The sequence below is a fragment of the Mesorhizobium sp. M0243 genome (genome assembly GCF_040321775.1).
GTDB lineage: Bacteria > Pseudomonadota > Alphaproteobacteria > Rhizobiales > Rhizobiaceae > Mesorhizobium.
In genome coordinates, this window is sequence record NZ_JAMYSF010000017.1 from 110,309 (window position 1) to 123,158 (window position 12,850).

The 12,850-nt window shown below is 62.1% G+C and carries 11 protein-coding genes; 4 read left to right on the forward strand and 7 right to left on the reverse strand.

All coding sequences use genetic code 11. The features are described 5' to 3' along the window. Positions 1–22: 22 nt before the first annotated feature. From NKJ11_RS21650 to NKJ11_RS21680, 7 genes are all read right to left on the reverse strand, one after another. Positions 23–1,702, reverse strand: a complete 1,680-nt coding sequence (locus NKJ11_RS21650) for a dipeptide ABC transporter ATP-binding protein (RefSeq protein WP_352611802.1) — start codon at positions 1,700–1,702, stop codon at positions 23–25. Between the two features lies 1 nt (position 1,703). Next, positions 1,704–2,501 (reverse strand): ABC transporter permease, encoded by a 798-nt coding sequence (locus NKJ11_RS21655; RefSeq protein WP_155930577.1) that lies wholly within the window; start codon positions 2,499–2,501, stop codon positions 1,704–1,706. Between the two features lie 50 nt (positions 2,502–2,551). Next, positions 2,552–3,490 (reverse strand): ABC transporter permease, encoded by a 939-nt coding sequence (locus NKJ11_RS21660; RefSeq protein ID WP_023811025.1) that lies wholly within the window; start codon positions 3,488–3,490, stop codon positions 2,552–2,554. Positions 3,491–3,564: 74 nt separating this feature from the next. After that, positions 3,565–5,097, reverse strand: coding sequence for an ABC transporter substrate-binding protein (locus tag NKJ11_RS21665; protein WP_352794248.1), 1,533 nt, complete (start codon positions 5,095–5,097; stop codon positions 3,565–3,567). A gap of 74 nt (positions 5,098–5,171) precedes the next feature. Then, positions 5,172–6,614: an amidase gene (locus tag NKJ11_RS21670; RefSeq protein WP_352794249.1), complete on the reverse strand. Its 1,443-nt coding sequence runs from the start codon at positions 6,612–6,614 to the stop codon at positions 5,172–5,174. Positions 6,615–6,660: 46 nt separating this feature from the next. Further along, the gene (locus tag NKJ11_RS21675; protein ID WP_352554470.1) at positions 6,661–7,563 is read right to left on the reverse strand and encodes a MurR/RpiR family transcriptional regulator; all 903 of its coding nucleotides are present in this window, start codon (positions 7,561–7,563) and stop codon (positions 6,661–6,663) included. 124 nt (positions 7,564–7,687) lie between these two features. After that, a complete protein-coding gene (locus NKJ11_RS21680; protein ID WP_352794250.1) occupies positions 7,688–7,873 on the reverse strand; it encodes a hypothetical protein in 186 nt (61 codons plus the stop codon). Positions 7,874–7,997: 124 nt separating this feature from the next. Here NKJ11_RS21680 and NKJ11_RS21685 point away from each other — a divergent pair, with 124 nt between their 5' ends. Genes NKJ11_RS21685 through NKJ11_RS21700 form a run of 4 tightly spaced genes read left to right on the forward strand, consistent with a single transcriptional unit; the run spans position 7,998 to position 12,741 of the window. After that, entirely contained in the window at positions 7,998–9,326 is a 1,329-nt protein-coding gene (locus tag NKJ11_RS21685; RefSeq protein WP_128305049.1) for an NAD(P)H-dependent oxidoreductase, read from the forward strand. Between the two features lie 2 nt (positions 9,327–9,328). Further along, entirely contained in the window at positions 9,329–10,357 is a 1,029-nt protein-coding gene (locus tag NKJ11_RS21690) for a thiamine pyrophosphate-dependent dehydrogenase E1 component subunit alpha (protein ID WP_127261511.1), read from the forward strand. Continuing rightward, a complete protein-coding gene (locus tag NKJ11_RS21695) occupies positions 10,357–11,355 on the forward strand; it encodes an alpha-ketoacid dehydrogenase subunit beta (protein ID WP_128305050.1) in 999 nt (332 codons plus the stop codon). Before NKJ11_RS21690 ends, NKJ11_RS21695 begins: the two co-directional genes overlap by 1 nt. A 3-nt stretch (positions 11,356–11,358) precedes the next feature. After that, positions 11,359–12,741 carry a pyruvate dehydrogenase complex dihydrolipoamide acetyltransferase gene (locus NKJ11_RS21700; protein ID WP_352794251.1) on the forward strand — a complete coding sequence of 461 codons (1,383 nt, stop codon included), beginning with the start codon at positions 11,359–11,361 and terminating at the stop codon, positions 12,739–12,741. Positions 12,742–12,850: the final 109 nt, after the last annotated feature.

Below are 12,850 nucleotides of genomic sequence, written 5' to 3' on the forward strand. Positions count from 1 at the left end.
GCTCGGCCCTGAAGGCTTTAGTCTAGCATTTGCTTCCGGCGGCCAGTAGCGGGGTGTCTCCTGGTTGGATTCCGCTGCTCGTTCGACGCGAGAGTTTCGGGATAGCGGCGATCAACTCTTGGGTATAGGCCTGCTGCGGACGATCCAGAACGTCTTCCGTATTGCCATACTCAACCAGCTTGCCGTGCTGCATGACCGCAACGTGCTCGCAGAGATAACGCACCACGCCCAGATCGTGGGAAATCAGGATCAGCGTCAGCGACAATTCGCGGCGCAGCCGCGCAAAGAGGCCGAGCACCTGGGCCTGGATGGTGACGTCCAGAGCGGAGGTGACTTCATCGGCGATCAAGATCTCGGGCTCCAGCGCCAGGGCTCTGGCGATGCCGACGCGCTGCCGCTGGCCGCCGGAAAGCTGCGTGGTGCGTCGGTCCAGCAACTGGCGTGGCAATTCCACTTTTTCCATCAGCTCACGGATCCGCTCCGGGATGTCTCTTTCCGGGCAGATGTTCTGTTGCCGCAGCGGTTCGGCCAGAGTTCGCGCAACCGTAAACGCCGGGTTGAGGGACATGAACGGGTCCTGGAACACCATCTGCAGTTTGCGAACCTGCTCCGGTCGGCGCTGCCTCAGTGCGCGATCGAGCGATTGGCCGTCCACCTCGATCTCTCCTTGTTGCGGCTGCACAAGGCCTGCAATAGCCCGGGCTATGGTGCTCTTGCCGGAACCGGACTCGCCGACGATCCCCAGCGCCCCACCGCGCCGCAATGCCAGCGAAACATTGTCGACGGCGCGCACGATTTGCGGCGGCTTGCGCGTCGCCCAGGCCGCAAGGCTCTGCCCAGGGTAGAAGTTCACGCACAGGTTCTTCACCAGGAGATGCGGTTCCGTCGCCACGGGGCAGGCATGCGTGGTCGGCTTCATCAGCGAGGGTTGGGAAGCGATCAGGCGCTTCGTGTATTCATGGGCGGGGTCACGCAGGATCTGATCGACCGAGCCGATTTCCAGCACCGCACCGTCCTTCATGACGACGACGCGGTCGCACATTTCCGCGATCACGCCAAGGTCGTGAGAGACCAGAATGACCGACAGGTTGCGTTCACGCCGGATGCCGCGGAGCAGGTCGAGTATCTGAGCTTGCACCGTGACATCAAGTGCCGTCGTGGGCTCGTCGGCAATCAGCAGTTTCGGTTCGCAGGCAAGGGCCGCCGCAATCATCACCCGCTGACGCATGCCACCGGACAGCTCGTGAGGATAGGCGCCCGCGCGCCTTGACGCGTCCTTGATATGCATGTCTTCGAGCAGTCCGACCGCCCGCGCATTGGCCTGCCGCCAGGATATGCCCTGATGGACCACCATCGCCTCGCCCACCTGACGCCCGACCGTCATGATCGGATCAAGATGCGTCGACGGGTTCTGGAAGATCATCGCCGCTTGCCCGCCGCGCAGCCGGCCCAGCTCGGCATCCTTCATGGCGAGGACATCGCTGCCCTCGAACATGATCCGGCCCGACTTCACCAGTGCGTTGCCGGCAATCAGCTTGAGGATGGCTCTGCAGGCCACCGTCTTGCCCGATCCGGATTCACCGACGATCCCAAGGACCTCTCCCGCTTTTAGTGAAAAGCTGACGCCGCGCAGGGCGTGGACGTCGCCAAAATCGGTGGTGAAGTCGATGGTGAGGTTCTCGACGCTGACGAGGTCGCTCATCTCAGGATTCCGTGTTCAGGAGGCGGGCGAGACCATCAGCGGTCAAGGAGAGGCCGAGCGCCAGAAGGCAGATGGCGATGCCTGGGAAGATCGCAATCCACCATGCGGTCGTCAGGTAGGTCTGCCCATCCGCGATCATGGCGCCCCATTCGGGCGTCGGCGGTTGTACGCCGAGGCCGAGAAAACCCAATGATGATCCGAGCACGATGGCCAGCACGGCATCGGTCATGACGAAGACGATCGATGGGACGATGGCATTCGGCAGGATGTGGAACAGCATGATGCGCAAATGCCCAAAACCCATGCCACGTGCCGCCAGCACGAAATCGACGCCGCGCAGCACCAGCGCCTGGCTCCGCACAAGTCGGGCATAGCTGACCCAGTTCACCAAGGTGAGCGAGATGAAGTAGCTCTTGAGGCCGGGCCCCAACACGGCCACGATGGCGATCACGAGGACGAAATAGGGAAATGATACGGTGACCTCGAGGATGCGCATCAGCACCGCATCGATCCTGCCGCCCAGATAGCCGGCGATGAGGCCGATGGTCGTCCCCAGGATGATCGGACCGACCACGCCGAAGAAGGCCATGGCGAGATCGTAGCGCGCGGCAAACAGTGTCCGCGCCAGGACATCGCGGCCGATGGCGTCCGTGCCAAACCAATGCTCGGCGCCAGGTGGTTTCAGCGCCTGCATCACATCGACCTTGATCGGGTCGAAACTGGTCAGCACCGGCGCCAGAATGGCCACGACGATCCAGGCCAAGGTGATGGCGCCGCCAATGGCCAAGGTTGCCGGCATCGTGCGGATCCGCGCCATGGCCAAGGGGCCGCTGCCTCGCATCACATCGCTCATAATTCCACCCGTGGGTCGAGAATGGCGGTCAAGACATCGACGGCAAAATTCGAAATGACGACACCTACGGCAAGCAGCAGGGCCACTGCCTGGACGACGAACTGGTCGTGCGTGAGAACGCCGCGGATGAGCAGGTTGCCGAGCCCTGGAATGTTGAAGACATTTTCGACAACGACCGTCCCGCCGATCAGGAAGGCGACCACGACGCCCAGCAGATTGACTGTCGGCAACAGGGAATTCCAGAACACATGCCGGGAAAAGATGTAGCTTTCCGGCAGGCCCCTGGAGCGGCAGGCGATCGCATAATCCTTGTCCAGCTGCTGAATGAAGGTCGCGCGCAGATTGCGCGCGAGGATCGGCGTCACCCCGATACCGATCGTCAGGGCCGGCAAGAACAGATGCCACAGATTGTTGATAAAGGTCGGTCCGTAACCGGATACCGGGAAAATCTTCAGCCGCAGGCAGAAGCCCATGATCAACAGCAGGCCGACAAAGTAGGACGGCACGCCGACGCCCGCGACGCAGACGAGACGGATGAGGTGATCGATCCACCGTCCGCGCTGCCGGGCAGCGGTGACCGCGAGCGCGAATGTCAACAGCAGCGAGATCACGAGGCCGTAGAGGATCAAGAAAACCGTTGGCGCGATCCGTGCCGCGATGACGCCGCTGACGGGACCCCGGAAGGCGATCGACTGACCGAAATCGCCGCGCAGGCAATTCAGCACGTAATAGAAATACTGCACGGGGATGGGCTGATCGAGACCGTATCGCGCCCGCACGAATTCGATCGCCTCCTGACTGGCCTTGGGGCCAAGCATGAGGCGAACCGGATCGCCGGGTGTCATTTGCAGCAGCAGGAAGGTGATCACACTGATACCCAGCAGCACGGGGATCAACTGTATCGGCCGTCTAAGCACGAAGGAGAATCGATTCATGGTCGGGATCCTGGTGTCAAATCGATGCGAGACGGGGACGAAGTGTCTCGTCCCCGTCTCGCATCCTGTGCTGATCAATCCAGGCTGGTCCCGCCGATGGACGAGAATTGCAGGCCGACGTTCAGGACCAACCCTTTCACGCTCGGAGCGTAGGCGTTGAGCCACGTCGGGTGATAGAGCGCCACCTGCGCCACCTCGTCCACCACGGTCTTCTGGATCTGGGCATAGAGCTCGGCCCGTTTGGCATTGTCCGCCTCACCCGAGGCTTCATCGATCAGTTTGTCGACCGTTTCGTTGTTGTAGCGGGTGTAGTAGGACTTGTTGTCGCCCGCGCCCCAGACGCACCAGCGCAATGCGTTGTCGGGATCTCGCGTCTCGTTGTACCACCAGTTCATTTCCGCCTGATACTCGCCATCGGCGAGGCGGGTCCATGCCTGGGTTGAATCGATCTTGGCAATGTTGACGGTGATGCCGACTTCCGCCAACTGCGCCTGGATCAGCACCGCCGCCTTTTCCTCGTCGGCACTTCCGGCATTCTGGATGAGTTCGAAACTGGCTCCGGTCTTGCCGGATTCTGCCAGCAGGGCCTTGGCCTTTTCGACGTCTCGGGCAATGACTGGCAGCGATTTGTCGAAGAAATCGAGCGTCGGGCTCATGATGGAACTGGCCGGCGTGCCGAGACCCAGCGTCACCGCGGCATTGATGGCCGTGCGGTCGATGCCATAGCTGACGGCCTGGCGGAATTTGAGGTCGTTGAAGGGTTCTGCCGAATGGTTGATCAGCATGTCATAGGTGGTGCTCGAAGGTTCAGGGTCGGCCCGGAAGCCGGCGGCCTTCAACTCGGCCATGCGCGGGGCCGGAACTGCGAGGCAGACGTCGAGTTCGCCCGCCTGCAACATCGAGACCCTGGTGTTGTCGTCCGGGACATAGCGGAATTCGACGCCGTCGATCTTGGGCTCGCCTTGGCGGTAATAATGCTCGTTGCGGCCAAGGACCACGCGGTCTCCCGGCTTCAATTCGACGAATTTGAACGGCCCTGATGTGACCGGCGCCTTGGCGAAAGCGTCGTCGCCCATTTTCTCGACCGCTGCCTTCGGCACGATGCCGGTATTCCAGATTTCGGTCAGCGTCATGAAGGGCGTGAATTTGCGGTCGAGCGTCATCACCACTGTCCTGGCGTCCTTTGCCTCGACCTTGGTCAGGGGCTGAAACGGCGCCGCATAGGCGGAATCCTTCTGGAAGCGCATGCGGTTCCAGCTGAACGCCACGTCCTCGGCCGTGATCGGCGACCCATCGGAAAATTTGGCCTCGCGCAGGTGGAAGGTATAGGTCTTGCCGTCATCCGCGATGTCCCAGCTCTCGGCAAGGCCCGGGCCGACTTCTGTGCGATCGGCATTGGCATGCAGCAGGCGTGCATACATCATGCCCTGGATAAGGATATCGGCTCCGTAAGTGGTTTTGATCGGGTCCAGGGTGAGAACCTCGGCCCCATAGGCCATACGCAGTATCTTGCTGCCGTCAGCATTGGCTCGAAGCAATGTGGCCGGCAACGTCGCGATGCTGAAGCCGGCAAACGCCGCACTTTTGAGGAATACTCTGCGGTCCATGACAATCTCCCATTTTCGTTGATGATGTTCCCGGGGCGGTTCCATGCTTGTTGGTTCAAGCAGTCCTTGTTGGTTCAAGCAGTCTTGGTGATGTGGGTAGGTGGTTGGCGCTGGTGCCAGGCGTAGTCGGCCTCAAGCACCGCACCTAGCCGTAGCAGCAGATCGTCGCGTCCGAATGCGGCGACAAACTGCACGCCGATCGGCAGGCCGTTTTGCGTCCAGCCGAGCGGCAGGGATATCGCCGGCGATCCAGTGCCGTTGAAGAGCGCGCTGAACGTCTCCTTCGGCGCCAGATCGGCGAACACCGTATCGATGTCGCGGCCGGGACGATCCGGGTTGTACGTGCCGAGCAACTCCGGCGAGATCGCGCAAGTCGGCGTCACCAGCACGTCATGGACGGCCAGGAATTCGCCAACCGTCCGCGTGATCTGGTCATAAACAGCGAGGGCCGCGATCAGGCTTGCCGCGTCCAGCGTTCGGCCATGGCGATAGACAGCAAGTGTCGTCTGCTGCAGGCAGGCCTCTTCGACTGGCCGTCGCAGCAAGCCCGCCAACTCGTCGAGCGACTGCGCCGTAGAAGCTGCCCAGATCACTTTCTGTGCCGCCAGATAGCGCTCATAATCGAACACAGGCCCGGCTTCGACGACCTTGTGGCCCAGTTGCTCCAGCCTCTTGCCCACTTCGAGAACTGCCGCCTTCACCTCGGTGTCGAGCGGAAAGCCGGACCAGGACGTTGTGCACAGGGCAATGCGCAAAGCCTTGGGTGGCGTCTTGATCGCCTGGGCATAGCTGGTGGTTGGAGGGACGATCTCATAGCTGTCGCCGGGAAGCGCACCAGACCCCAGATCAAGCAAAGCCGCCGTGTCGCGGATCGAGCGTGTCAGCATGAATGAAATGGCGAGACCCAGCATTGGCGCATTCGATTCCGGCGCGCCGCTGATCCGGCCACGAGACGGCTTCAGGCCGACGACACCACAAAAGGCGGCGGGGGTGCGGATGGAGCCGCCACCATCGGCGCCTTGCGCGAAAGGAACGATGCCGGCGGCAACGGCTGCCGCTGCGCCGCCGCTCGATCCCGAAACACCCCTGCTGGTATCCCAGGGGTTGCGTGTCGCACCATAGAGGGAGGATTCGGTTGCCGCCGCTATGCCGAATTCCGACGTGGTGGTACGCCCGATATTGGCAAGGCCGCCGGATCGCATTTTCACCCAGAAGGCGTGATCGTCGCCGCAGATGAAACCCTTGGCGAGAACGCTGCCGAACTCTCCCGGCCGGCCAGCTTCGATGGGGAAATCCTTGGTCAATGTCGGCATGCCGTGGAAAGGTGCGGGTCCGGGGACCTCGCCGAGCGCTTCGATCGTATCGGCATAGGTTTCGATCACGGCATTGAGCTGCGGATTGACCGCGGCGATCCCTGAAATGATGCAGTTTCCCAGTTCGCGCGGCGTAACTTCCCGCTTGCGCAGGAGCTCGGCCAGACCAACGCCGTCATAGGCGGCGTATTCCGTCAACTTCATGCGCTTGCCCTGACAGTCCGCGGTTTCAGCAACGGGTGATGCATCGTCATTCTTCGACTTCTTCCTCTTTGATGTGCCGTGCGACGCGCCGTGGCGGTTTGTGGAAGGTTCGCAGGATCCCGGCGATATCCTCCAGCTCATTCATCCGCGTCTCGGCCGATTTGCCGAGTTTCTCGGCAACGGAATGCGTGAGGAGGTTCAGAACCGAACTTATCGCGGCCGTCGAATCCCAGTACAGGTCGACGCGCGTCGATACTTCGAGCGCCAGTTTTGTGTATTCAGATGCCCAATGACTGTATTTGTCGGTAACGATGATCAGAGGAATCTTCCGGCGCTTGATCTGGGCACACAGCCGAAAGCTCATCGCTGCGTATTCCGCCGTGTCGATCAGCAGCACGCAAGAATTTTCGCCGCTATCGGTGAGGATTTCCGAGAACGTGCCGCCCAAACCTTCGGCAAAGCGGACATCGCTACGCACCCAGCGCAGACGCGTCGCGAAATCGAGCCCCAATCCCTTCACTGCCTGGAAGCTGACGCAGTTCACGCGATCGCAGGTGCTCAGCAGATGAACGATTTCGGACCACATCTCGCCCTGGGCAAGGCCATAGGCCGCGGTCAAGGCCTGCTGCTCCATCTCCAGGCTGCGAGCCAACCGCTCCTGCTTTTCGCCGCCGATGCGGAAACGCAACTCGGCACTGTCCAGGCCCGGGCCAGCGGCTTTCGGTGCGGAGCGCAGGCCACGCTTCATTTCCTTGAGATCGGTGTAGCCGAGACGCCGTACGAAACGGGTGACACTTGCCTCGCTTACACCGGCGCCGGCGGCAATGGTGGCGCCAGTTTCAAAGGGAATGTCATGGATGTTGGCGAGCAGGTATCGCGCCATTGCCTGCTCGGTCCGGGCGAAATCCAGCCAGCCCTCACGCAACCTGGCTTCCAGCGCGCTGGCCACCTCGGTCTCACCGGACACAGCCTTCTCGCCAGGCGTTTTCGTCTTCATCGACCGCAACGTCCCTTGGTAGACCTATTTGGAACAGACCGGAAATGCCGCCCAGGAAGCGCACTTCATTTCCAGTTCATGACGTGACGCTAGCACGCGAGAACACGCCATGAAAGATAAATTTTACAGTTTTATATTCCGGTATTTTTATTTCACGGCCGGCCGTAATCCCAAAAAGCGTGCAGCGCTGGCGCCGTTCCAGCGCGCCTGCGAGCGAAGCTGTCTTTGCGCGCCGTGCGGTTCGTGGCTCGTTTTCGGCCATGGTTCGGGCCGCCGGGAAAGTGGTTTTAAGCACGAGAATCTGGACATTAGTCTTGACAGAAATACAGATGTTCAATACCCGTCAGGCAATCGAACAAGCCTGCATTATGGGAGGAACGAGCGGTATGGCTTCCAATGTTTCGTTGACGGGCCTTGCCCGCGATCTCGAGGAACGCGCCAAGTCGGGCAAGCCTATCCGCATCGGCCTGATCGGCTCGGGCGAGATGGGAACCGACATCGTCACTCGTGTCGCCCATATGTCGGGCATCGAGATCGGCGCCATTTCCGAACTGAACCTGCCTGCCGCCAGCAAGGCGGTCGATATCGCCTTCCAGGAAACCGGGCATGCGCGCGAAGTGTCCAACGCTTCGGCGATGACCGCGGCGATGGAAGCCGGCAAGGTCGCGGTGACCAACGACGCCAATCTGGTCATCAACAACGATCTGATCGACGTCGTCATCGACGCGACCGGGGTTCCCGCCGTCGGCGCCGAGATCGGGCTGCGCGCCATGGAACATGGCAAGCATCTGGTGATGATGAATGTCGAGGCCGACGTCACCATCGGCGCCTATCTGAAGAGCGAGGCCGACCGGCTCGGCGTCACCTATTCGCTGGGCGCCGGCGACGAGCCGTCCTCCTGCATGGAACTCATCGAATTCGTTTCGGCCATGGGCCATCCGATCGTTGCCGCAGGCAAGGGCAAGAACAATCCGCTCAACATCGACGCCATTCCCCCAGACTATGAGGAGGAAGCCAAGCGCCGGCACATGAACGTGCGGATGCTGGTCGAATTCGTCGACGGCTCCAAGACCATGGTCGAGATGGCGGCGATCGCCAATGCCACCGGCCTGGTTCCAGACAAGGCCGGCATGCATGGCCCGGCGGCGACGCTTGGCGAACTGTCCAAGGTGCTGGTGCCGCAGAAGGATGGCGGCGTGCTGTCGAGGGTCGGCGTCGTCGACTATTCGATCGGCAAGGGTGTCGCGCCAGGCGTCTTCGTCGTTGCCGACATGTCGCATCCGCGTATCTCCGAGCGCATGGAAGATTTGAAGATGGGCAAAGGCCCGTATTTCACTTTCCATCGTCCCTATCACCTGACCTCGCTCGAAGTGCCGCTGACCTGCGCCCGCGTCGTGCTCTACGGCAAGGCCGACATGGTGCCGCTGGCCAAACCGGTGGCCGAAGTCGCCGCCGTGGCCAAGAAGGACATGAAGCCCGGCGAGAAGCTCGATGCGATCGGCGAATATTGCTACCGTGCCTGGATCATGACGACGCCTGAGGCGCGCGCCGCCAAGGCCATTCCCTGCGGCCTGCTGCAGGGCGGCTCGGTCACCGCGCCGATCAAGAAGGGCGAGCTCATAACCTACGCGAATGCAGCGCCCGCGGCGGGCTCCAAGATCGCCGAACTGCGCGCCCGCCAGGACAAGCTTGTCTATGGGGCCGTGGGAGCGTGATCATGGCCACAGCCAGCAAAGCCGTCACTGACAGTCGCGCCAATCTGCCCTTCGTCTACCGCCACTACAGCGCCGAGCAGCTCAGGGAGGTGCTCCACAAGATGTACCTGATCCGCCGCTTCGAAGAGGGCGCGGAGGAGTGCTACACGCGCGGTCTCATCCACGGCACCATGCATTTGTCGATCGGCCAGGAAGCCAGCGCCATGGGCATCTGCATGCCGCTTGCCGAGGATGACCAGATCACCTCGACGCATCGCGGTCATGGCCACTGCATAGCCAAGGGTGCCGAGGTCAAGCGCATGTTCGCCGAGTTCTTCGGTAAGACCACAGGCTATTGCAAGGGCCGTGGCGGCTCGATGCACATCGCCGATGTCGGCAAGGGCAATCTCGGCGCCAATGGCATCGTCGGTGGCGGCATCCCGATCGCCGTCGGGGCGGCATTGTCCTCCAAGATGATGAAGACCGGCAAGGTCGTGGTCTCCTTCTTCGGCGATGGCGCCAACAATGAAGGCGCTTTCCACGAGGCGCTCAACATGGCGGCGGTCTGGAAGCTGCCTGTCATTTTCGTCTGCGAGAACAATGGCTATGGCATGTCGACATCGACGGCCCGCTCGACCGCCGTCAAGAACATCGCCGAGCGCGCCGCCGCCTATTCGATGCCCGGCGTCATCGTCAACGGCAACATCTTCTCCGAGGTCGCCGAGGCGTCTCATCAGGCCATCGCCCGAGCCCGCGCCGGCGAGGGGCCGACGCTGATCGAGTCCAAGACCTACCGCCATCGCGGCCATTCCAAGAGCGACCGCAACCGCTATCGCACCAAGGAAGAGATCGAGGACTGGATGTCGAACCGCGATCCGATCACCCTGTTCGAAAGCGAGCTCAGGGAATTCGGCTTCATCGACGACAAGGGCATCGAGGCCATTCGCGATGCCGTGGCGCAAGAGATCGCCGAGGGCATCGAGTTCGCCAAGGCGAGCCCATCGCCCGATATCAGCGAGACCGGAAATTACGTGTATACGGAGCAGGCGTGATGGACGCGATGGTGCGTGAACTGAGCTACGCCCAGGCGATCCAGGAAGCCATGGCGATCGCCATGGACATGGACGAACGCGTCTTCCTGATGGGTGAGGATATCGGTGTCTATGGCGGCGCCTTCCAGGTCACTGGCGACCTGGTCGAACGTTACGGCGCTGACCGCGTCATCGACACACCGATTTCGGAACTGGGCGGCGCGGGCGTTGCGGTGGGCGCTGCCCTCACCGGCATGCGGCCGATCTTCGAGTTCCAGTTTTCCGATTTCGCCACGCTTGCCATGGAGCAGATCGTCAACCAGGCGGCCAAGATGCGCTTCATGCTGGGCGGCGAGGTTTCGGTTCCCGTGGTGATGCGCTTTCCCGCCGGTTCCGGCACCGGTGCGGCGGCTCAGCACAGCCAGAGCCTCGAGGCCTGGCTCGGCCATGTGCCGGGTCTGAAAGTCATCCAGCCGGCGACCCCCTATGATGCCAAGGGTATGCTTTTGGCGGCGGTCGCCGATCCCGATCCAGTCATGATCTTCGAGCACAAGCTGCTCTACAAGATGAAGGGACCGGTGCCCGAAGGCTATTACACCGTGCCGATCGGCAAGGCCGATATCCGCCGCGAGGGCCGGGACCTGACCATCGTCGCCACCTCGATCATGGTGCAGAAGGCGCTCGACGCGGCTGCCGCGCTGGAGAGCGAAGGCATCGACGTCGAAGTCGTCGATCTCCGGACCATCCGGCCGATGGACAAGCAGACCGTCATCGACAGCGTCAAGAAAACGTCGCGGCTGCTATGCGTCTACGAAGCGGTCAAGACGCTGGGCATCGGCGCCGAAGTCAGTGCCATGATCGCCGAGAGCGAGGCTTTCGATTATCTCGATGCGCCGATCGTGCGGCTGGGCGGCGCCGAAACGCCGATCCCCTACAATCCGGAACTTGAGAAAGCGACGGTGCCGCAGGTTCCCGACATCATCACCGCCGCGCGCGACCTCGTGAAAGGGGTTCGCTGAGAAATGCCGACCGAAGTCATTCTTCCCAAGGTCGACATGGACATGGCGACCGGACAGATCTCGCGCTGGTTCGCCGAGGAGGGCGCGCACGTCAAGAAGGGCGATGTGCTGTTCGAGATCGAGACCGACAAGGCGGCGATGGAGATCGACGCGCCGGCCAGCGGCGTCCTGCGCGATGTCAGCGGCAAGGAAGGTGTCGATATTGCGGTCGGCGCTGCCGTCGCGTGGATTTATGCTGACGATGAGGCTTATGGGGCTGATGTCGCTGCGACAAAGCAGGACAAAGCGCCAATCTCCCCACCCGTGGGGGAGATGTCGGCGAAGCCGACAGAGGGGGGCGCTGCCCCGCCAACGTCGCATTCTGTCACGCCCCCCTCTGCCCTGCCCTCTTTGCCGCCACTTGGCATCTCCCCCACGAGGGGGGGGATCGGCCAATCGCCATCGGCCGGCCGTGCAACACCGCTTGCCCGACGCCTGGCCCGCGAGGCGGGCCTTGCCCTTGCCAGCATCAGTGGCACAGGCCCGCATGGCCGTGTGGTAAAGGCCGATGTCGATGCGGCAATTGCCGGTGGAGGTGCCCAGGCGGCGCCTGCCGCCAAGGCTCCTGCTGGCGCTCCTGCGCCTGCGGTGAAGGCGATGTCGGACGAGCAGGTGCTGAAACTGTTCGAACAGGGCTCCTACGACCTCGTCCCGCATGACAATATGCGCAAGACCATTGCGCGGCGGCTGGTCGAGGCCAAGACCACCATCCCGCATTTCTACCTGACGCTCGACTGCGAGCTCGATGCGCTGCTGGCGCTGCGCACGCAGATCAACGCCGCAGCCCCGGTGAAGAAGACCGATAAGGGCGATGCGCCCGCCTACAAGCTGTCGGTCAACGACATGGTCATCAAGGCGATGGCCATGGCGCTGAAGGCAGTGCCGGATGCCAATGCCTCATGGACCGAAAGCGCCATGGTCAAGCACAAGCATGCCGATGTCGGCGTCGCCGTGTCGATCCCGGGCGGGCTGATCACGCCGATCATTCGGCATGCCGACGAAAAGACGCTGTCCACCATCTCCAACGAGATGAAGGATCTGGCCAGCCGGGCGCGCAGCCGCAAGCTGAAGCCGGAAGAGTATCAGGGCGGCACCACGGCGGTGTCCAACCTCGGCATGTTCGGCATCAAGGACTTTGCCGCCGTCATCAACCCGCCGCATGCGACCATCCTGGCCGTTGGTGCCGGCGAGGAGCGGGCAGTGGTCAAGAACGGCGAGATCAGAATAGCCACCGTGATGTCGGTGACGCTGTCGACCGACCATCGCGCCGTCGACGGCGCGCTGGGTGCCGAACTGCTGGTCGCCTTCAAGAACCTCCTTGAAAATCCGATGGGCCTGCTGGTCTGATCCACCAAGCAGAAGCCGGCGCCGAATGATGCGCCGGCTTAAAACAGAAACGACTTGTCAGGCGCCGACCCTTGACCCATGTTCTATCTGGATTGCGATCCAGGGAGGC